The sequence below is a fragment of the Gordonia sp. HS-NH1 genome, from assembly GCF_001418765.1.
GTDB lineage: Bacteria > Actinomycetota > Actinomycetes > Mycobacteriales > Mycobacteriaceae > Gordonia.
The window spans coordinates 345,518-366,279 of the sequence record NZ_LIYC01000001.1 but is presented as its reverse complement, the minus strand read 5'-3'; the positions used below and the strand labels follow the sequence as shown (position 1 = coordinate 366,279).

General features: G+C 68.6%; 18 protein-coding genes. 10 read left to right on the top strand and 8 right to left on the bottom strand.

The window, feature by feature from the left end; all coding sequences use genetic code 11:
* Window positions 1–41 precede the first annotated feature (41 nt).
* Both AMD30_RS01545 and AMD30_RS01540 read right to left on the bottom strand, forming a co-directional pair.
* The gene (locus tag AMD30_RS01545) at window positions 42–1,043 is read right to left on the bottom strand and encodes a MaoC family dehydratase (RefSeq protein ID WP_055474483.1); all 1,002 of its coding nucleotides are present in this window, start codon (window positions 1,041–1,043) and stop codon (window positions 42–44) included.
* Window positions 1,036–1,851: an HpcH/HpaI aldolase/citrate lyase family protein gene (locus tag AMD30_RS01540; RefSeq protein ID WP_055474482.1), complete on the bottom strand. Its 816-nt coding sequence runs from the start codon at window positions 1,849–1,851 to the stop codon at window positions 1,036–1,038. Before AMD30_RS01540 ends, AMD30_RS01545 begins: the two co-directional genes overlap by 8 nt.
* A gap of 182 nt (window positions 1,852–2,033) precedes the next feature.
* On the opposite strand from AMD30_RS01540, the gene AMD30_RS01535 reads away from it, so the two are divergent.
* The gene (locus AMD30_RS01535; RefSeq protein ID WP_055474481.1) at window positions 2,034–3,185 is read left to right on the top strand and encodes an acyl-CoA dehydrogenase family protein; all 1,152 of its coding nucleotides are present in this window, start codon (window positions 2,034–2,036) and stop codon (window positions 3,183–3,185) included.
* A gap of 47 nt (window positions 3,186–3,232) precedes the next feature.
* Entirely contained in the window at window positions 3,233–3,976 is a 744-nt protein-coding gene (locus AMD30_RS01530; protein WP_010842727.1) for a GntR family transcriptional regulator, read from the top strand.
* 21 nt (window positions 3,977–3,997) lie between these two features.
* On the opposite strand, the gene AMD30_RS01525 is transcribed toward AMD30_RS01530, so the two are convergent.
* Window positions 3,998–5,479, bottom strand: a complete 1,482-nt coding sequence (locus AMD30_RS01525; protein ID WP_010842728.1) for an MFS transporter — start codon at window positions 5,477–5,479, stop codon at window positions 3,998–4,000.
* 91 nt (window positions 5,480–5,570) lie between these two features.
* Here AMD30_RS01525 and AMD30_RS01520 point away from each other — a divergent pair, with 91 nt between their 5' ends.
* Both AMD30_RS01520 and AMD30_RS01515 read left to right on the top strand, forming a co-directional pair.
* Window positions 5,571–6,062: a MarR family winged helix-turn-helix transcriptional regulator gene (locus tag AMD30_RS01520; protein WP_010842729.1), complete on the top strand. Its 492-nt coding sequence runs from the start codon at window positions 5,571–5,573 to the stop codon at window positions 6,060–6,062.
* A complete protein-coding gene (locus AMD30_RS01515; protein WP_055474480.1) occupies window positions 6,059–6,985 on the top strand; it encodes an SDR family oxidoreductase in 927 nt (308 codons plus the stop codon). Before AMD30_RS01520 ends, AMD30_RS01515 begins: the two co-directional genes overlap by 4 nt.
* Here the strand turns inward: AMD30_RS01515 and AMD30_RS01510 are convergent.
* Both AMD30_RS01510 and AMD30_RS01505 read right to left on the bottom strand, forming a co-directional pair.
* Window positions 6,979–7,494: a DoxX family protein gene (locus AMD30_RS01510; protein ID WP_010842731.1), complete on the bottom strand. Its 516-nt coding sequence runs from the start codon at window positions 7,492–7,494 to the stop codon at window positions 6,979–6,981. The genes AMD30_RS01515 and AMD30_RS01510 overlap by 7 nt on opposite strands.
* 107 nt (window positions 7,495–7,601) lie before the next feature.
* Window positions 7,602–8,474, bottom strand: a complete 873-nt coding sequence (locus AMD30_RS01505; protein WP_055474479.1) for a siderophore-interacting protein — start codon at window positions 8,472–8,474, stop codon at window positions 7,602–7,604.
* A 62-nt stretch (window positions 8,475–8,536) separates the two neighbouring features.
* Between AMD30_RS01505 and AMD30_RS01500 the strand changes: the two genes are divergently transcribed.
* Window positions 8,537–9,643, top strand: a complete 1,107-nt coding sequence (locus tag AMD30_RS01500) for an enoyl-CoA hydratase/isomerase family protein (protein ID WP_055474478.1) — start codon at window positions 8,537–8,539, stop codon at window positions 9,641–9,643.
* Between the two features lie 70 nt (window positions 9,644–9,713).
* Window positions 9,714–10,490, top strand: a complete 777-nt coding sequence (locus AMD30_RS01495; protein ID WP_014928151.1) for an enoyl-CoA hydratase — start codon at window positions 9,714–9,716, stop codon at window positions 10,488–10,490.
* Between the two features lie 89 nt (window positions 10,491–10,579).
* On the opposite strand, the gene AMD30_RS01490 is transcribed toward AMD30_RS01495, so the two are convergent.
* Window positions 10,580–11,467, bottom strand: coding sequence for a LysR substrate-binding domain-containing protein (locus tag AMD30_RS01490; RefSeq protein WP_055474477.1), 888 nt, complete (start codon window positions 11,465–11,467; stop codon window positions 10,580–10,582).
* Window positions 11,468–11,559: 92 nt separating this feature from the next.
* On the opposite strand from AMD30_RS01490, the gene AMD30_RS01485 reads away from it, so the two are divergent.
* Genes AMD30_RS01485 through AMD30_RS01470 form a run of 4 tightly spaced genes read left to right on the top strand, consistent with a single transcriptional unit; the run spans window position 11,560 to window position 15,062 of the window.
* Complete coding sequence (locus AMD30_RS01485; protein WP_055474556.1) at window positions 11,560–12,798, top strand: acetyl-CoA C-acetyltransferase; 1,239 nt, start codon at window positions 11,560–11,562, stop codon at window positions 12,796–12,798.
* A complete protein-coding gene (gene pcaD / locus AMD30_RS01480; protein ID WP_055474476.1) occupies window positions 12,795–13,562 on the top strand; it encodes a 3-oxoadipate enol-lactonase in 768 nt (255 codons plus the stop codon). Before AMD30_RS01485 ends, pcaD begins: the two co-directional genes overlap by 4 nt.
* Window positions 13,559–14,392 (top strand): CoA transferase subunit A, encoded by an 834-nt coding sequence (locus AMD30_RS01475; protein ID WP_055474475.1) that lies wholly within the window; start codon window positions 13,559–13,561, stop codon window positions 14,390–14,392. Before pcaD ends, AMD30_RS01475 begins: the two co-directional genes overlap by 4 nt.
* A 10-nt stretch (window positions 14,393–14,402) precedes the next feature.
* Complete coding sequence (locus AMD30_RS01470) at window positions 14,403–15,062, top strand: 3-oxoacid CoA-transferase subunit B (protein ID WP_055474474.1); 660 nt, start codon at window positions 14,403–14,405, stop codon at window positions 15,060–15,062.
* A 91-nt stretch (window positions 15,063–15,153) separates the two neighbouring features.
* Here AMD30_RS01470 and AMD30_RS01465 read toward each other — a convergent pair whose 3' ends face one another.
* Window positions 15,154–17,886, bottom strand: a complete 2,733-nt coding sequence (locus tag AMD30_RS01465; protein WP_055474473.1) for a helix-turn-helix transcriptional regulator — start codon at window positions 17,884–17,886, stop codon at window positions 15,154–15,156.
* A gap of 29 nt (window positions 17,887–17,915) precedes the next feature.
* Complete coding sequence (gene benC / locus AMD30_RS01460) at window positions 17,916–20,750, bottom strand: benzoate 1,2-dioxygenase electron transfer component BenC (protein WP_055474472.1); 2,835 nt, start codon at window positions 20,748–20,750, stop codon at window positions 17,916–17,918.
* Window positions 20,751–20,762: the final 12 nt, after the last annotated feature.

Here is a 20,762-nt window from a genome sequence, read left to right as displayed (position 1 = left end):
AAGACACTCCTCGGGGAGAGACGGCTGTGCGCGACAGGGTGTCAGGCCATCAGGACGCGGTAACGCCAGTCGAGGACGTCGCGGTCCTCGTCACCGTGAGCGACGACCTTGGAGTGCAGGTGCAGGATCCCGCCGCCGGCGGCGAGCGGGGTGGCTTCTGCGACAGTGATCTCGGAGCTGAGGGTGTCGCCCTCGTGGACCGGACCGGTGTGGTCGCACGAGTCCCAGCCCAGAACGGTAGCCAGATTCGGAAGCGCCCGATTGGCCTGGGAGAGAGCGAGTCCGATGGTGTGCCCGCCGTAGACCAGACGACCACCGGCGGCCGCACCGGCCACCCGCTCATCGTGGTGTGTGGCCGCGATGTTCAGTGAGAGCCGGGCGAGTTCGGGTGCGCTGGACACCACGTCGGCACTGGAGGTGAAGACTCGGCCCGCCAGCTCAGGTGAAAAGTGCTGTCCGCGCACGGACGTCCGGTAGGTCTCGAGGTCCCACTCGGGGATGGACGGCGGCGCGGCGGTCCCCGGTCCGATGGTGCTCAGGTCGTCCGCGTGCACGGTCCGCTCGGGGTCGGCATCGGGTGACAACGGCAGCATCGCGCAGCGGTGGAAGTCGAGAACGGTGGCGCCGTGCTGATCGGTCGTCACCATGTGCAACGCGGCCAGACCGGTGGGGGCACGACCGGGTCTGGGCGTGTTCTCGCGCAACCCGACCACCTCGGTGACGGTCGTCAGCGTGTCGCCGATCCGGGGGTGGCTCAGGAACCGCAGGCCGCGGTAGAAGAGGTTTGCCTTGACATGATGTGTGGCCAAGGTGGATTGACCGATCGCGATGTCGGTGACCAGCCCGGGATGTGCGAGAGTGCCGCCGCCGATCACTCGTGTGGACAACTGCGCGTCGAGTGCGAGGCGCAGACGATCGCCGAGGATCATCTGATGTGACGCGGCGAGGCCGTCGGTCAGCGTGAGCGACGGGGCGTCGTCGAAAATCTGCCCGTGTGCGAGGTCGTCGAAGTGCGGGCCGCCCACGGTGATCGGCTCAGACATCGATTCCGCTCTTTGCCAGAACGCGTCGCGCGGAGACGGCCAGCGCCTCGTCGAGCATCCGGCCGTCGAGCTCGGCAGCGCCCGCTCCCGCGGCGGCCGCCTTCTCGAGCGCGTCGAGCACGCGTCGCGCGTCCTCGATGGCCGCGTCGTCGGGTGTGAAGATCTCGATGGCACTGGCGAGCTGGGCCGGGTGGATCACCCAGGTGCCGTCGAAGCCGAGGTCGCGGACCCAGCGTTTGGCACCTCGGAAGTCCTCGTCATCGGCGATGGTCAGGTGCGGTCCGTCGATGACGTCCACGCCGGCCGCGCGCGCGGCGAGCAGCACCGAGTCCTGGACGACGTGCCAGGTGTGCATGGGCAGGCCGGGGCTGCGCCCCAGGGAGGCGGCGAGATCGGCGTAACCGATCAGGACGGCGTCGAGCCGCTTCGTCGCCGCGCAGATCGCACCCGCGTCTCGGATGCCGCGAGGTGACTCGAGGAGCGCTTGCAGTCGGACCGGCGCTCGGCCGAGCTGTTCGTCGGCGGACCGGAGATCCGCGGGCGAGTCGGCCTTCGGCAGCACCACCGAGGTCAGATTCGGCATCTGGGCGCACGCGGCGAGGTCGGCGGCAGCCCACTGTGTGTCGATGGCGTTGATGCGCAACGAGATCGCACGATCGGCGCCGAACTCGGCGACCAGGTCGGCGGCCGCCGCGCGAGCCGAGTTCTTGTTCTCCGGGGTCACCGCGTCTTCGAGGTCGAGGACCACCTCGTCGGCGATCGAGGCCAGCGCCTTGCGGGCCTTGCGGTCGTCGGAGGCCGGTGCCACCAGAACGGCTCGTCGTCTCTGCACTGTTGCTCCAGGGGGTCGGATTCAAATGTGCGGCCAAATCATGCCCTCACGGTTCTATCAGACTTCAGTGGCCGTTGTGAAGCTTGACAGCGATCCGCAGTGGCCACAAAATGGCCGTACAAATTGAGTCCCCACGCAGATCGCAGGTGAACCCCCTCATGAGCACCCTCTCCGCCGAAGAGTCCTTCCTCGTCGAGACCGTCCGGTCGTTCGTCGACCGGGAGGTCAAGCCGTCCGTGCAGGAGGTGGAGCACGCCAACACCTACCCCGAGAAGTGGATCGAGCAGATGAAACAGATCGGGATCTACGGGCTCGCCGTGCCCGAGGAGTTCGGCGGCTCACCGGTGTCGATGCCGTGCTACGCACGCGTCACCCAGGAACTCGCGCGGGGATGGATGAGTCTGGCGGGCGCGATGGGAGGGCACACCGTCGTGGCGAAACTGCTGACGTTGTTCGGTACCGAGGAGCAGAAGCGGACCTATCTGCCCCGGATGGCCACCGGTGAGATGCGGGCGACCATGGCGCTCACGGAGCCGGGCGGCGGCTCGGATCTGCAGGCGATGTCGACGGTCGCCAAAGAAGACGGTGACGAGCTGGTCATCAGCGGCTCCAAGACGTGGATCAGCAACGCCCGACGTTCGGGGCTCATCGCGTTGATGTGCAAGACCGATCCCTCGGCGACCCCGCGACACAAGGGCATCTCGATCGTGCTGGTGGAACACGGTCCGGGACTGACCGTCTCGCGCGACCTGCCCAAGCTGGGCTACAAGGGTGTCGAGAGCTGCGAGCTGTCCTTCGACGGGTATCGCGCACCGAAATCGGCGATCCTCGGTGACGTCCCCGGCAAGGGTTTCGGTCAGATGATGAAAGGCCTGGAGACCGGTCGTATCCAGGTGGCATGTCGCGCACTCGGTGTCGCGACGGCGGCGCTGGAGGACTCACTGGCCTACGCGCAGCAGCGCGAGTCCTTCGGGCAACCGATCTGGAAGCATCAGTCGATCGGCAATTATCTCGCCGACATGGCAACCAAACTCACCGCTGCTCGTCAGCTGACGTGGCATGCGGCCGAGCAGTTCGACAGGGGTGAGCGCTGTGACATGGAAGCGGGCATGGCGAAGCTCTATGCGTCGGAGGTGGCGATGGAGATCGCCCTGAACGCCGTCCGTATCCATGGGGGTTACGGTTACTCGACGGAGTTCGACGTCGAGCGGTACTTCCGCGACGCGCCGCTGATGATTGTCGGTGAAGGCACCAACGAGATCCAGCGCAATGTGATCGCGGCGCAACTGGTCTCGCGCGGGGGGATCTGAGGCGGACGACGCCGTGTGAGTCGATCGGAGCGGAGGCGGTGGGATGAGTGGGTGACGCGGGCCAGTCCGAGCCGGCGTACAAGACGCTGGCAAACGAACTGCGATCGCAGATCGTCGCGGGCAAGTACGCCGGCGGCGTGCGGCTGCCGACCGAATCCGAACTGTCCCAGGAGTACGCGCTCAGCCGGCAGACCGTCCGTCGGGCCTTCCTGGAGCTGGTGACCGAGGGGGCGGTGTACCGCGTACCCGGTCGCGGGACGTTCGCGACCGAGAACGCGGGCCAGTACCTGCGCCAACTGGGTTCGATCGAGGACCTCATGAACCTGTCCACCGACACCGAGATGCAGGTGCTCGAATCGCCCGCGCGCCGTGTCGATCTCGAGGCCGCGGGCCGGTTGCGGCTGGACACCGACGTGGTGTACCGCATCGTTTTCCAGCGCTTTCACGACGGTGTCCCGTTCGTCGTGACGACGGTGTCGTGGCCGGAGCCGGTGGCACGTCTGGTGATCGACGCACCCGAGGTCGAGCAGGGCGCGATCAGCGACCACACGATGATCGGTCTGCTCGAACCGCACCTCGTCGATCCGATCGAGGAATGCGCGCAATCGATCACGGCCACGACCGCCGACGCCACGACCGCGGACCGGCTCGGTTGTCCGGTGGGACACACCGTCTTGCGGGTCGACCGGTTGTACACCGATTCCCGCGGGCGGGCAGTCGAACTCGCGGTCAGCCACTTCCTGCCGGAGCACTACACCTACCGGGTGACGCTGCGGCGCAGTGGGATCTGAGAGCGCCTCTTCGAGGTCCCGTCAGTGCCGAGCCGGAAGCGGCTGCTCCTCGGGCACATTCGACGATCCACGGCGCGCCGGGATGGTGAGTGTGATGGCCATGCCGACGAACGCCGCGGCGGCCGCCACCAGGAAACACCACGTGAACGTCGATTCGTCCGGTACCTCGGTGCCGCCGAGCGAGATGGTGGCACTGGCCAGGATCAGGGCCATGACAGCCGATGCGATCGTGGTACCGAGCGAACGCATGAGGCCGTTGAGTCCCACGGCCGCACCGGCCTCGGTCGCCGGCACCGACCCCATGATCAGGGTCGGCATCGCCGCGTAGCCGACACCCACGCCGATCGCGCACACGATCGAAGCCAGCATCAGTTTCCAGGCGGCGTCCATGAGGAAGAACGCGAGCAGGTAACCGCATCCCAGGATTGCGGCGCCGATGGCGAGCGTGATCTTGGCGCCGATCCGGTTGATGAGGATGCCCGAGACGGGTGCGAAGATCATCATCATCAGACCGCCCGGTGCCATCCACAGGCCCGCGGCCAGGAGGGACTGTCCCAGACCGTATCCGGTGGCCTCCGGTAGGCGGAGGAGCATCGGCAGGACGATGGACTGCGCCATCATTCCGAAGCCGATGGCCGCGGCGGCGATGTTCGTCAGCAGGACCGCGGGGCGTGCGGTGGTCCGCAGATCGACCAGCGGATCCCGTTGGCGGAGTTCGAAGACACCCCACACGAGTAGCACGGCGATGCCGCCCAGTCCGAGTCCGAGGGTGCGTCCCGAGGTCCAGCCCCAGTCGTTGGCCTTCGACACCGCGATGAGGAACGCCGAGAGTCCAGCGGCCAGGCCGATGGCGCCCGGGACGTCGATGCGCCCGCCCACCGCGTCGTTCACGCGAGGTACCAGCACGAGAACCGCCACGCTGATGAGCACGCCCAGACCGGTCGCCACGTAGAACAGGGCGTGCCAGTCCCAGGTCTGCACGATCCAGGCCGCCAGCGGCAGGCCGATCGCGCCGCCGACGCCGAGGGTCGCGCTCATGGCGGCCACGGCCATCGAGGTGATCCGGGGTGGGGTGATCTCGCGGATCAGGCTCATGCCGACGGGGATGAACCCCATCGCCAGGCCCTGTACGCCGCGGCCGATGATCAGCGGAACCAGGGTGTCGCCGAGTGCGCAGATCAACGACCCGAGCGTGAGCAGGACCGCGCTGACGAACAGCACGCGCTGCTTGCCGAACATGTCGCCCAGTCGCCCGGCGATCGGCATGGCGACGGCCGCGGCGAGCAGGGTGGCGGTGATGATCCACGACGCGTTGCCGATCGATGTCCCGAGCAGCCGGGGCAGGTCCGGCTGGATCGGGATGATGAGCGTCTGCATCAGCGACGCGACGAGGCCGCCGAAACAGAGCACCACCACACTGCCGACGGCGCCGGCAGGGGCCTTGTCGACGGCTTCGGCGGCGTCACGGGTGAGCCCCGGCGTGGCACCTCGTACTCGGCTCATGGGAGACCTCCTTCGAGGTATGCAGCATACATATGTAACGTACACATGCAAATCGGACAGTAGATTGTGTCCGTCGAGGGATGGAGGACGAATGTCGGAGGATCATGCGCCGTGGCAGTCGGCGGTGCATCGTGATCTGGCGCAAGAGTTGCTGCGGATGTCACGGCGTCGCAGCCTCGTCCATCCGGCCGCCGGACTGGAACGATCGGCCTTCGCCATCCTGTGGGTGCTCTCCGATGGCAGGCCACGCACTCTGAGAGAGCTCACCGCCGAGCTCGGCCTCGAGCAGTCGACCGTCAACCGCCAGGTCAACGCGGCCATCAAACACGGTTACGTCGAGCGCTTCGAGGTCGAGAACTCACTGTCGAAGCTGATCCGCCCCACCGAGGAGGGTAGCAAGGCCTTCCGGCGGGACGGGCTGCTGCGCGCCCAACGGCTCGAGCAGGTCTTCGCCGACCTCGATCCGGGCACGCCGCAGGCTCTCCTGCACGAACTACGGGCCTTCAACGACGCCTACGAACGCACCCAGCACCGGCACGGCACCACCGACAGCGTCGACCCCTACAAGAAGGGGCTGGGGTGACCGTGGGCGGGACATACGCGGTGACCGGATCGGCGTCGGGCATGGGGGCGGCGGTGGCGCGGTCGCTGCGGGCCGAGGGTCACACGGTCATCGGGGTCGACCGGCAAGACGCGGATGTCGTCGCCGACCTGTCGACGCCGGAGGGTCGCCACACGGCGGCGGCAGAGGTCATGACCAGGGCGGGCGGCACGCTCGACGGTGCGGTCCTGGCCGCTGGGATGGGCCCGGCCAAGGGGCGCGAGCGGACGATCGTCGAAGTCAACGTCCTCGGTGTCACGGAGCTGCTGACTGCGTGGCGCCCGGCACTGGCCGCTGCGGACAACGCGAAAGTCGTTGTCTTCGGCTCGAATTCGACGACGGTCACGCCGCTGGTGCCGGGTGGTGCGGTGCGCAGGCTGGTCAACGGTGACGCCGAGGGGGCCACCCGCGTGATCCGCCGCCGACGGGGTGTCACGGGGCCGGTCGCCTACGCGTCGTCGAAGATCGCGGTGACCCACTGGTGCCGACTGCACGGAACCGCACCCGAGTGGGCGGGAGAGGGAATCCGGATCAACGTCATCGCACCCGGACCGGTGATGACCCCACTGCTGCAAGCCCAGCTCGACGGCCCGCAGGCCGACAGCGTGAGATCCTTCCCGGTCCCGGTGCGCGAGTTCGGGACGCCGGAGCAGCTCGCCGCGTGGGTGATGCTCATGCTGTCGCCCGCGGCCGACTTCATGGCGGGCGCGGTCATCACCGTCGACGGCGGCACCGAGGCCCTCATCCGGACCCGGTCGTGGCCGAGGCCGCTTCCGGTCCAGGGGATCCCGAAGCTGCTGTGGGCGATGTATCGCGCCCCCGCGATGGGCCAGGTCGCGCGGTACCGGGAAGCCGCCGCGGACGACGGGCGTCCGGCGGCGTCCTCGGATGGAGTCGTCTACTGAGGCCGGTGGAAGAGCGCGAGTTGCGCCCCGGCCGCGGTCAGCCCGACTCCGGCCGCCACCGCAGCCGCTTGTCCCGACGTCAGTTTGGTGTCGATGCCGAGTGCACGATCCACACTGAAACGTCCCGGACCGATGGCGGCGAGGGCGATGGCCGCAACCGACAGGTTGGCGACGTATTCCCACCCCTCCGACGTGATGAAGAATCCGTTGGGCTGGTGCACCGAGCGGGCGGCGACCGCCATCGTGCCGACGATGGCGGCCGAGGCGAGGGGAGTGCCCGCACCCGCGACGACGGCGGCACCCGAACCGATCTCGACGACGGCCGAGGCCTGGGCCTGCAGTTTGGGCTGCTTGAACCCGATCGAACCGAACCATCCGGCGGTTCCGGCCAGGCTGCGAGCGTGTTTGACCCCGTGGGCGATCATCGTCCCGCCGATTGCAGCGCGCAGGAGTAGCTGTGCGGCAGTGTGATTCGAGGTCGGTCGCGGGGTTGTGAACAGGCGCGCCACTTCGGGATCCTTCCGGCGATGGGTAAGCCACCGGCGGCAGCTTCGGCGAGAACTACAAGCAATTATCTAACTATATACCTCAGCCGCGCCGGACGGCTCGTCCGGTCTCACAGTCCCGCCCGTTCGAGCGCTTCGTCGAATTCCTCTGAGGCCTGCTTCTCGCTCTTGCCGTCGGCGAGCGCCTCGCGGTAGACGGCGAACAGTTCGGCGCCGTGTTCGGCGTAGGCCCGCGTCCAGCGTTCGGCGTCGACACGCCAGTAGCCGATGACGTCGTAGGACCGGCGGTCCCAGCGAAGGTCCCCGCGTAGGTGCTTGCGCACCGCGCGCGACTCCGCGGCCTCGCCGGCGAACCAGCAGTAGGCGCCTGAGGTCGGCAGGTCGAGGCCGCAGACGGTGTCGGCGAGCCGGCTCGGTGTGCGGGAGTTCCCGCCCACGAGGGTGATCAGCTCGACGTCGCGCTCGGGCAGGTACGACAGTTCGGTCGGAGCGGGCACCTCGACCACGGCGGTGACCCCGTCGGTCGAGGGCAGTTCGTCGAGGATCCGGGCCAGGGCGGGGAGTCCGGCGAGGTCGGCGGCGAGGACCAGGCGCTCGACGCCGGCGGGTGGTGCGTACCAGCTCCGGGCGTGCGTCATCACCACGTCGTGCCCTGCTTCGGCGCGCTGCGCCCACAGCGTCGCGGGTCCGGCGGCGTGGATGACGAAGTCGACGACCATCGTGCCGGCGGAGTGGTCGACCGAACGGATCGAGTAGTTCCGGCCATCGGGGGCCGGCTCGATGTCGTAGTAGGCCCACGTGCCGTCGCGACATTCCATATCCGGTGTGACACGCTCGGGTTCGTGTGGGAAGTAGATGCCCACGGCTTCGTCGGCGCCGCCCGGTAGGCCGAGTCCTGGCAGATCGGTCACGTCGAAGACGATGCGACGCAGATTGGGCGTCAGGTCGGCGACGTCGGCAACGCGTGCTCTGGAATAGCCCATGAGGTAACCCTAACCTGACTGTGGCCGAACCTGACTTGGGGCTGGACCCGGGTTACTAGGATATGCAACCATCTGAGGAGCCTGTCGGTGTGGAGAGGAGTTCGTCCGTGTCGGAACCATCGGTCTTGACGGAGAAGAACGGGTCGGCGCGGTCGCTGGTCCTGAACCGTCCGAAGTCCATCAACGCGATCGATCACGAGATGGTCGGCTCGATGGCCGAGCACCTCGAGGCCTGGGCGGCCGATGACGCGGTCGAGGCCGTCGTGCTCTCGGGAGCCGGCGAGCGTGGGCTCTGCGCCGGTGGTGACATCGTCGCCATCCATCGCGATGCGGCCGCGCTGAGCGGGAATCCGGCGTCGACCGACACCGAGGCCGAGCAGTCGCCGTCGGCGAAGTTCTGGTTCGACGAGTACCGGCTGAATGCGCTGATCTCGGGCTATCCCAAGACGTACGTCGCCATCATGGACGGCATCGTGATGGGCGGCGGTGTCGGGGTGTCCGCGCACGGCGACGTCCGCGTCGTCACCGAGCGCACGAAGCTCGCGATGCCCGAGGTGGGCATCGGGTTCGTGCCCGATGTCGGTGGCACACATCTTCTCTCACGCGTTCCGGACGGACTCGGAACCTATGCCGGTCTCACCGCCGGCCACCTGCGCGGCGCCGATGCCCTCGCGATGGGTCTGGCCGATCATTTCGTGCCGTCGGAGTCGCTGCCGGCGTTCCTCGCCGCGATCGGCGAGTCGGGAGTCGAGGCGGCGCTGTCCGCGCACGCCGTCGACGCGCCGGCCTCCGAACTCGCCGAACACCGTGAGTGGATCGCGGAAGCGTTTGCGGCCGACTCTGTCCCGGAGATCATCGAACGATGCCGCGCGGTGGGTTCGCCGTTCGCCGACAAGACCGCCGAAGCGATCGCCGCGAAGAGCCCGACCGCGCTGGCGGTCACGCTGCGGTCGCTGCGCGAGGCGGCCGGTGACGCGACCCTCGAGGACTCGCTCGTGCGCGAATTCCGCGTCTCGGTGCGCTGCCTGCTGCATCCTGACATGGCCGAGGGGATCCGAGCTCAGGTCATCGACAAGGACCGCAACCCGAAGTGGGCTGCGTTCTCCGAGGACGCCGTGGACGCGTTCTTCGCGCCGCTGCCGGGCGACCTCACGTTCCCGACCGTCTGACCGAGACCTTCCCCGGGTGGGGGTCAGCCCGTAACATCCCGCCCGTCATCGAACCGAAAGAGGACTCACCGTGACCGAACACCAGACCATCGTCGTCGAGACCAGCGGCCGGGTGGGCATCATCACCCTCAACCGCCCGAAAGCGCTGAACGCGCTCAACACCGAGTTGATGAACGAAGTGGTCGGCGCCGTCAAGGAGTTCGACGTCGACCAGGGGATCGGCGCCATCGTGATCACCGGTTCGGAGAAGGCGTTCGCCGCGGGCGCCGACATCAAGGAGATGTCATCGAAGTCCTACGCGGATGTGGTGAACGAGCAGTTCTTCGGCGCCTGGGATGAGCTGTCGCGGGCGCGTACGCCGATCATCGCCGCGGTGACCGGCTACGCCCTCGGCGGCGGCTGCGAACTCGCGATGCTGTGCGACACCATCATCGCCGGCGACAACGCCGTCTTCGGTCAGCCCGAGATCAACCTCGGCGTCATCCCCGGCATCGGTGGTTCGCAGCGCCTCACCCGCGCCGTCGGCAAGGCCAAGGCGATGGACATGGTGCTCACCGGCCGGCAGATGAAGGTCGACGAGGCCGAGCGTCTGGGCCTGGTCTCGCGGGTGGTGCCCAAGGAGGACTGCCGCGCCGCCGCGATCGAGGTCGCCGAGGTCATCGCCTCGAAGTCGCTGATCGCCGCCGCGGCCGCCAAGGACGCGGTCAACCGTGCCTTCGAGTCGAGCCTGGTGGAGGGTGTCCGCGCCGAGCGCGCGCTGTTCTACTCGACGTTCGCGACCGACGACCAGACCGAGGGCATGGCCGCCTTCGTCGAGAAGCGGGACCCGAACTTCACCCACCGCTGATCCGAAACATTCGCAAACCCACCCTTTTTCGGTATTTCCACCCCCTATGTGGTGGGTGGAAATACCGAAAAAGGGTGGGTTTGCGGCGTTCAGGAGAGGGTACGCAACACCGCCAGGGCCCGGTCGACGAGTGGGGTTCGGCGCCCGTCCGGGAACGCCACGGCCAGTTCGACCTCCTCGGGGGCGTCGAGCGGCCGGTACACGACGCCGGGTACGCCGAGCGCCGAGGTGGGTTCGGGGACCAGGGCCACCCCCACCCCGGCGGCGACCAGTGTCAGGAGCGTCGACGTCTCCTCGACCTCGTGCCGGATGCTCGGGACGAAACCCGCGCGTCCGGCGGCCGCCGACAGGACGCCGTGCATGAGCGACTTCCCGCCGCCCGCATGCACGACGAAGTCGTCACCGGCCAGCAGTGCGAAGTCCACGGTCGCATCCGGTGCGCCGTGGGCGAGCCGATGATCGTGAGGCAGTGCCACGATGAGGCGGTCGCGGCGGATCGATTCGACCTGGAGGCCGGTCGTGTCCATCGGGACGCGCAACAACGCGAGGTCGATGTCCCCGGACGCGAGCGCGGCGATCTGGGCGGGTGCCAGCATCTCGCCGCGCACGCTGACGTCCACGTCGGGTAGTTCGACACTCAGGGCGCGCACCAGCGCGGGCAGGAGCGAATAGGTGGCCGAACCCACGCACCCGATCGCGAGGTTGCCCTGGCGTCCGTCGGCGATCCGTTGCGCCTGCCGTGTGGCGGCGTCGACCGAGTCCAGGATCGCTTCCACTCGCTGCAGGTAGTCCGCACCCGCGGGGGTCAGTTCGACGCGCCGCGTCGACCGGACCAGCAGCGCGACCCCGAGCTCGTCCTCGAGTTGGCGGATCTGCTGCGACAGCGGTGGTTGGGCCATGTGGAGTCGCTGCGCGGCCCGGCCGAAGTGCAATTCCTCGGCGACGGCGCGAAAGTACCGCAGATGGCGGAGCTCCATGCCGCCAGTGTAGTCGTTTGATATCTATTGCATATCAAACTCTGCGATACGAGTACTTCTCCATATCGACGACAGTTCCTAGGGTGGAGCGCATGGCTCCTCTCACCATGGACGCGGGTTCCGATGTCGTCGTCTGTTCGCCGCTGCGTACCCCGGTCGGGCGCATGGGTGGTGCGCTGGCATCGGTTCCCGTCACCCGGCTGGCGACCGACCTGCTTCGCGTACTCGCGGAACGCACCGGGCTCGGCGAGGGCGATGTCGATGACGTGATCCTCGGGCAGGGTTACGCCAACGGAGAGTCACCGGCGCTCGGCCGGATCGCGGCCCTGGATGCCGGCCTGGGTGTCGGAGTACCCGGAATGCAGGTCGATCGTCGCTGTGGTTCCGGCCTGCAGGCGATCCTGACCGGCGCGGCAGCCGTGGCGACCGGGGGTGCCCGTCTCGTCGTCGCCGGTGGTGCCGAGTCGATGTCGACCGTCGAGCACTACGCGCTCGGCCTCCGGTCGGGGATCAAACAGGGTGGCGTCGAACTCCGCGATCGTCTCGATCGTGGGCGTCTGACGGCCGGCGGCGAGTCGCACCCGGTTCCGGGCGGGATGATCGAGACCGCCGAGAACCTGCGTGCGAGATACGGCATCTCGCGGACCGAGCAGGACGCACTGGCGGCCCGTTCGCACGAACGGGCGATCGCGGCTCACGACAGCGGACATTTCACCGACGAACTGGTGCCGGTCACCATCCCGGGACGGCGGGGCCGGCCGGACACCGTCGTCGATCACGACGAGCACCCGCGGGCCGACGCGACCGCGGAATCACTCGCCGCCCTGCGTCCGATCCGAGTCGGCATCGACCCCGACTCGACGGTCACGGCCGGGAACGCCTCCGGCCAGAACGACGGCGCGGCCATGTGCGTGGTCACCACGCGCGCAGAGGCAGAGCGCCGCGGGCTCGAACCCCTTCTGGCACTGCGCTCCTGGGCGGTCACCGGGTGTGAGCCCGCGACCATGGGCATCGGTCCGGTCGGGGCCACCGCCGCCGCACTCGAACGCGCCGGCCTCACGCTCGACGAGATCGACCTCATCGAACTCAACGAGGCCTTTGCCGCCCAGGTGCTCGCCTGCCTCGCCGAGTGGAAGATCGACCCGACCGACGAACGGCTCAACCCCAACGGATCCGGCATCTCCCTCGGTCATCCCATCGGTGCCACCGGTGCGCGCATCCTCGCCACCGCGGCCTACGAAGCCCGCCGCCGCGACTCCCGGTACGTCCTGGAGACGATGTGCATCGGTGGCGGACAGGGTCTCGCGGCGATCTTCGAGGCGATCCGATGAGCGTGCAGGTCCATGCCGTCGTCACCGGGCGACCCGACGGGCCGGCGGTCGTGCTGTCCAATTCACTGGGGTCGACGCACCGGATGTGGGACGCCCAGATCGCCGCGCTCGAAGAACGGTTCCGGGTCGTACGCTACGACACCCGAGGGCACGGCGATTCGCCTGTGCCACATGGCCCGTACTCGATCGACGAGCTGGCCGACGACGTGATCGCCCTGCTGGACCGCCTCGATATCGAACGCGCACACCTCGTCGGCCTCTCGCTCGGCGGGATGACCATGATGCGCGTCGCCGCGCGTGATCCCGAACGCGTGGACCGCCTGGCCCTGCTGTGCACCGCGGCGTACCTGCCGCCCGCACAGGGCTGGACCGACCGTGCCGCGCTCGTGCGCGCCGACGGCACCTCGGCGGTCGCCGCGGCCGTGGTCCAGCGGTGGTTCACCCCCGGATACCTCGCCGCGAACACCGAAGCGCGACAGGGGTACGAGGCCATGGTCGCCGCCACTCCCGCCGAGGGATACGCGGCCTGTTGCGAGGCGATCGCCCTGATGGATCAGCGGCCCGATCTGTCGTCGATCACCGCGCCCACGCTGGCGATCGCCGGCGCCGACGACCCGGCCACCCCGCCGGATCTGTTGCGCGAGATAGCCGATGCCGTGCCGAAAGGCCGCCTGCTGGTGGTCCCGGATTCGGCCCACCTCGCCACTGCGCAGCAACCCGACATCATCACTCCCGCACTGATCGAACACCTGGAGCAGCAATGAGCACTCTCGACAGCTCCGCCACGACGACGGTCGTCGACCGTCCCGGCGGCCCGACCAAACTCGCGGCGTCGGCGGCACAGGCGGTGGCCGACATCCCCGACGGCGCGAGCATCGCCGTGGGCGGCTTCGGGCTGGCCGGCATCCCCGGCTTCCTCATCGACGCGCTCCTCGAGCAGGGTGCGGCGAACCTGACCATCGTCTCCAACAACTGCGGAACCGACGGCGCTGGCCTGGGATTGCTGCTGGAGGCCCGTCGTATCGACCGGGTCGTCGCGTCCTACATCGGGGAGAACAAGGAGTTCGGGCGCCAATTCCTGTCCGGTGAGGTGACCGTCGAACTGACCCCGCAGGGCACGCTCGCCGAACGCATGCGCGCCGGCGGAAGCGGGATCGGGGCGTTCTTCACCCCCACCGGGGTCGGCACGCTCGTCGCCGAGGGCGGGCTGCCCTGGCGCTACCACTCCGACGGCACCATCGCGGAGTCGTCGCCGCCCAAGGAGGTCCGGACCTTCCACGGTCGGGAGATGGTCCTCGAGGAGTCGATCGTCACCGACTACGCACTCATCCGGGCCGCGGTGGTCGACACCGACGGAAACTGCCGATTCCACGCTGCCGCACGCAATTTCAACCCGCCGGCAGCGATGGCCGGGCGCATCACGATCGTCGAGGCGGAGAAGGTGGTCGAGGTCGGCGAACTCGGACCCGACGAGATCCATCTGCCGGGCATCTTCGTGCAGCGGATCGTCGAACTCGCCCCGGACCAAGTCGCGCGCAAGGGGATCGAGAAGCGCACCGTCCGTGAACGTCCCACCGCATCGCCGTCAGCCTAGGAGTGTCGACATGACCTGGACCCGTACCGAGATGGCCGCCCGCGCCGCCCGCGAACTCACCCCCGGCGACTACGTCAACCTGGGAATCGGGCTGCCCACCATGATTCCCGACCTCATGCCCGACAACTCCGGTGTCCATCTGCACGCCGAGAACGGAATCCTCGGCGTCGGACCGTTTCCCTATGACGACGAGGTCGACCCCGACCTCATCAACGCCGGCAAGCAGACCGTGTCGGTGTTGCCCGGAGCGTCGTACTTCGATTCGGCGACGAGTTTCGCGATGATCCGCGGCGGTCACGTCGACGTCGCGGTCCTCGGTGGCATGCAGGTCGCGATGAACGGCGACCTCGCCAACTGGATGGTGCCGGGTGCACTCGTCAAGGGCATCGGCGGCGCCATGGACCTCGTCAACGGTGCAGGCCGGGTCATCGTGCTGATGGACCATGTCACCAAGAAGGGTGAACCCAAGCTGCTGGAGGGTTGCGCACTCCCGCTGACCGGGCGCGCCGTGGTGAGCCGGGTCATCACCGATCTCGGCGTGTTCGACATCGCCGGAACGGGATTCGACGTCGTGGAGTTCGCCCCAGACGTCGACCTGGGGATGGTCGAGGCCAAGACCGGTGCACCCGTCACCGACCGGACGGCGGGTTACGCAGCGGCCGGGGTGTAAATCGACTGTTGCTGTTGCACAGTCGATTAGATTGGATGCACGGTCGACAGAATCGGACGCACGGTCGACGGGATCGGACGCACGGGCGACGTCACCGGCGGGTGGCCGCCAACTCGGCGCGGGACCGTACGCCGAGTTTCGCGTAGATCCGGGTCAGGTGGTACTGCACCGTCTTCGGTGAGATGTAGAGTTCGGCCGCCACTTCCCGATTTGACAGGCCGCGCGCGACGAGCGCGGTGACCGCCTCCTCCTGGGGAGTGAGTTCGGCGCCATCCCTTGCTGCGGTGTGGTTCTCGCCGCGCGAGGTCGCGAGACCGCCGGCCTTCAGTTCACGTTCACAGCGTTCGACGTAGGTAGTGGCCCCGAGCGACAGGTACAGGTCGCGGGCGGTCCCGATGACGGCGTCGGCGGCGCGGCGTTTGCCCGCACGTCGCAACGTCTGGCCGTAGGCGAAATTCACTCGCGCCTGGTCGTAACGCAGTCCGAGTCCGTCGAGGAGTTCGATGCCCTCCTCGAAGGTGCGTCGTGCCCCGTGGATGTCACCGGTCGCGCCGAGGTGGCGGCCGCGTGCGTACTTCATCCGGGCTGCCGACGAACGGTGGCCCCGCTCGGCCGACCGGATCTCGTAGCGTCGCAGCAGATCGTCGGCGGCCTCGTGCCGTCCCTCGAGGACCAGTGCGTTGGCGAGGACGTCGACCCACGGCCACAAGCCCGGCTCGGACAGCGCCGGCACGGACTCGGCCAGCGCGACGAGCGGCGTCAGTATTCGCCGGACCCGACCGTAGTCGGCCGCGGCCTCCGCCAGCTGGGCGCGGGCCAGCAGGTCGGGTATCCGCATGATCTCGTAGTCGCCGATGGAGGTGCTGCTCTGCGCGACACTCCCGTGCGCGTCCTCCCAGTTGCCGCGCAGCGAATGGATCTGACTCGCAGTCCAGTTGAGCAGGGGCGTCGTCAGCGCGATGCCACTGCTGCGAGCCAGTGCGCGGCCGGCCTCGACGCCCCGCAGCGCATCGTCCCAATCGCCGGTGAGGAACTGCACCCGGGCGAGCCAGGCCAGCGCCCACAACGTGATCCGGGTGGATCCGCCCAGCTGTGCCATCGATACGGCGGTTTCGAGATCGGTACGCGCCGCGTCGATCTCGTCGAGGCCGAGCTCGAGCCAACCGCGACCCATGATCGCGCGCTGGGCTTGCGCGCCGTACCGAACCCGTTCGGAGACGGTCTCGTACTCGGCGCGTGCGGCATCAGGGTGTCCCGACCACGCCAGTCCCAGCCCGCGGATGACGGCGGCCTCCACCCGGGCGGCTGATCCGGCGTCGGCCATCGCGTTCGCGCGATCGGCCCAGTCGACCAGTTCGATGCCCTGGCATCGGACCAGATTGTGCAGGACGAAACGCTGCGCGATCAGGGCGGCGATATCGGGCTCGCGCTCGGCGTTGACGATGGCCCACGCCCGGTCGAGACGCAGCTGTGCCTCCGCCGACCGGCCCCGAAGGATGGCGAGGTACGCCAGGGTCGCATTGCGCAGTGGTGTCTCGCGCAAGCTCTCCACGGTCGGCACGAGCGCGCCGGCGCCGGTGCAGTCGCCCGCGGCGAGAAGCGAATCGACCGCGAGTGTCACCCGTGTGTCACGTTGCAACGGGTCGGGGGTGAGCCGGCCCGACTGACGGTACAGCCCGGCGGCCTCGGCCCACGCGCCGTCGGCGCCGCGGGCACGTGCCAGATCGGCGAGGTCGTCGGCGAGGGCGGCGTCGACCGTCGAGGTGGCCGCGACGCGGTGATGGAGCTGCCGGGCGGGGTCGTCGACCAGGTCCGCGGCCCGGCGGTGGGCGTCGCCCACGGTCTTCATGCCGAGGACCTCGAGGACGGCGGCCCGCACCAGGGGGCCGGCGAGACGCGGTTGCGCCTCCGCGGGTGTCAGCGCCCCGTCGGCAGTCATCAAACCGGTTGCCTGTGCGGCGTCGATCGCAGCAAGGGGGTCGGTGATCCCGGCCAGCGCGATCGCGGTGGCGAGGGGCTCGGCGGGTTCGAGGATGGCGAGCGCCTCGATGAGCGCACGGGGCGGTGTCCCGGTGTCCGGCAACCGCTCCCGGACCATGGTGACCACGTGGGCCGGCGCGGGCAGCCCCACACCGGTGCGCGACCAGGTGCCCGCCGGGACCTCGTCGAGCAGGGCCACGATGTCGCGTGGATTCCCTCCGGTGTGCCGCGACAGTTCCTCGCGCATCGCCGGGTGCAACACGATGCCGCGCTGCGCGGCGATGTCAGCCGTACCAGACGCGTCCAGGCCGTCGAGTCGCAACTCGTCGAGTGCGTTGCCGACGAGCCGTGCTCCCCGCCGAGACATGGTGACGACAACCAGGATTCGGCGATCGCGGTGTTCGCGGGTGAGAGAGACCAACGCCTGCAGGGACTCCTCGTCGGCGAGGTCGGCGTCGTCGACAGCGATGAGAACTGCTGTGTCGCCGGGTATCTCGGCCGATGCCTCCGCGGGAGTGGTGACCGCTGCAAGCAGTGCGTCGAGCAGGTCGTCCGGGGTCGGGACGGTAGCGGTCGCACGTGTGGCGTCGGACCGGTCCTGTATCAGCTGCCGGATGAGCGCGCCGGGGGTGTGCGCCAGCCACGGTGACACCGCGGCCCAGAGCGTGGGACCGGTTGTCGGAGCGGACAGCCGCCGCCGGACCAGGTGCCTCAGCAGCGTCGACCTGCCGATGCCGGGATCTCCCGTGACCGCCAGAAAACCCGACTCCGACACGGCGTCGAGCCGCGAGGACAGCAACTCGATCTCGCGGTCGCGGCCGACACACCCGCCGGTGACCATCATCGGTCCATACTAGGGGGTCGCGGGGCGGTTCAACCCTGGTCGCCGCCGGCGACGGGCAGCACGGTCCCGGTGATGTACGACGCCTCGTCCGAGGCGAGGAAGCAGATGGCAGCCGCCTGCTCGTCGAGGGTGCCGTACCGGTGCATCGTCGATGACGAGAGCGTCTGGTCGATGTGGGCCTGGTACCACTGCGCTTCGATGTCGCTGCGCGGTTCCGGCGTGCCGCGTGAGATGCGGCGCGGAGGTGCGTCGGTTCCGCCCGGCGCCGTAGCGACGACCCGGATTCCCTCGTCGGCGTACTCCAGCGCCAGGGACGCGGTCAGCGCGTTGACCGCACCCTTGGCCGCGGAATAGGGAATCCGGTGGATTCCCCGGGTCGCGGCGGACGAGACGTTGACGATCACACCGCGCCCTGATCGCACCATCGACGGCAGCGCCGCGCGGCAGGTGAAGAGTGTGGTCATCAGCGACCGGTCGATCTCGGCGCGGATCTGTTCGTCGGTGAACTCGGTGAACGGTTTGAAGTTGATCGCCCCGCCCACGTTGTTGATGAGGACGTCGACGCGGCCATAGGAGTCGATCGCACGCCGGACGACGGCCTCGGCGCCGGCGAAGGTCTCGAGGTCGGCGACGGCCGACACCGCACCGCGTCCGGTGCCGGCGAGTTCGCGGGCGACGTCGTCGACGAGTTCGGAACGGTCGGCCAGCACGACCTGCCCGCCTTCGGCGCTGATCCGCCGGGCGGTCTGCTCCCCGATGCCCTGCGCGGCACCGGTGATCACCACGACCTTGCCGGTGAACCGGCCCGGGGTGACGAAACGCGGCCGCCGCGAGCGGATCTCGTCGGACATCGCCCGTCGCATGGTCTGCTTGGAGCGGTCGGCGTGGGCGACGATCAATTCACGGGCGCCGTCGTGGTCGCCGGAGGTGAACGCGGTCACGATGTCGAGGTGATCCTGGGCGCACAGCGGGTGACACCATGTCGCGTTCCGCAACACCTCGCTCATGCGGCCCTTCACGCCGAGAGCCTTGTAGGCCTCGAGCAGGTGATCGTTGCCGGTGAGCAGGAACAGATAGTCGTGGAACGCGGCGTTGGTCTCGGTGTATTCGGCGGAATCGACGAACCGGTCGCCGTCGACGTAGGGCACCGTGGCGTCGGCGAGCAGCCGGTAGCCCGCCAGCTGCTGGGTGGACAACCGGCCGAAAGTCAGTTCCAGCGCGCCCAATTCGAGTGCGGCCCGTGCCTCGAAGAGCGCGTCGGACTCGGTGATCTCCGGATGCTCCTCACCGATCTGGTATCCGTGTGACCCGATGACTGTCGGTGCGGGGGACGCGTCGCGGTCGGGAGTCTGCGGCGGAGTGGGCGCCGGTGCGGGATGGGCGTGGAGCGCGGTGATGTCCGATGCGGCGAACATCTCCTGTCCGGCTATCGAGCGGGCGGCTGCGCCGGACTGTGACACGGTGGCCTGGATCGTCTCGGCATCCACATCGACGGTCGCGGCGCCCGAACCGTGGGGCCAGAGGAGTTGACCGGCTATGCGGGCGCGGGAGTCCTCGGTCGCGGCGGGGCGGGTGCCCGACCATGCGTCGAGTTCCGTGGACGGAAGTGTCTCCTGTCCCGCGATCGCCCGCGCGTCCGGTGCGAGTAGGAGCGCGGCGGTGGGATCCGGCACGCCGGTGTCATCCGCCAGAGCGGTCATCGCCGGGTCGTCGTCGGACACCTCGTCGTGAACGACCTCCGTGTCGGTCACGCTGCCCGCGTCCGGCCCGGCGTCGGCCCCCGGGCGTCCCTGTGCGGCGAGCGCGAACTTCTCGTAGTAGAAACCGGTCGGTTCGATTCCGGCCTCGGTGACGTGCTGCCGGACCGATTCCACCATCGGCGGAGGACCGCAGAGATAGATCGCCACGTCGCCGTCGTTGAGGTGGGCCGGTTCGATCAGGCCCATCACGTAACCCTTGTTGGGTGCCGAACTCGCCGGATCGGAGACACAGTGGTCCCACGTGAACCCGGGTAACCGGCCGGCGAGCCACTCGATCTCGTCGATCGCCACCAGGTCGACGTCGCTGGACACCCCATAGATGAGGTGGACCGAGCGTCGGCTGTTGTCCGAGTCCAACTTTCGCAGCATGGACAGGATCGGGGCCAGCCCGGTGCCACCGGCGAGCAACAGCACCGGCCGGTCCGCCTCGCGGAGGAAGAAGGAACCGTGCGGGCCGGTGAATGCGATCGGTTCACCCCGGGCGGCGCTGTCGGTGAGATAGGTCGACATGGCCCCGCCGGGCGTCAGCTTGATCAAGAAGATCAACCGATCCTCATGCGGTCCGTTGGCGAACGAGTACGACCGGGTGATCGGGCTGCCGTGTCCGTCATCGCTGCCGGGGATCTCGATGTTCACGTATTGACCCGGCAGGAACGCCAGTTGTCCGCGATTCTCGATGCGGATACCCAGCCGGACGGTGGATTCCGACAGCCGGTCGAGCTCGACGACGGTGCCGGTGAATCTGGCCGCCTGCGTCTTGGCGATGTCCGACGTCGCCGGGATCTGCAGAACCAGATCGGATCTCGGCTTCATGCAGCACGGCAGCGCATAACCCTGCTCCGACTCGTCGTCGCTGAGAGCGTCATCGATGTAGGTGCCGCCGTCATAATCCCCGGACTCGCAGAACGACTTACACGTGCCGCACGCGCCGTCGCGGCAGTCGAGCGGGATGTTGATGCGCTGACGATACGACGCGTCGGCGATGGTCTGATCCTCCCGGCACGTGATGAATCGGGTGACCCCGTCCTCGAAGGACAGAGCCACCTGGTGGGTGGTCGCGGTGTCGTCGGTGCCGGCGACACCCGACTCTGTGGTGACAGTCATTGACAGGTCCTC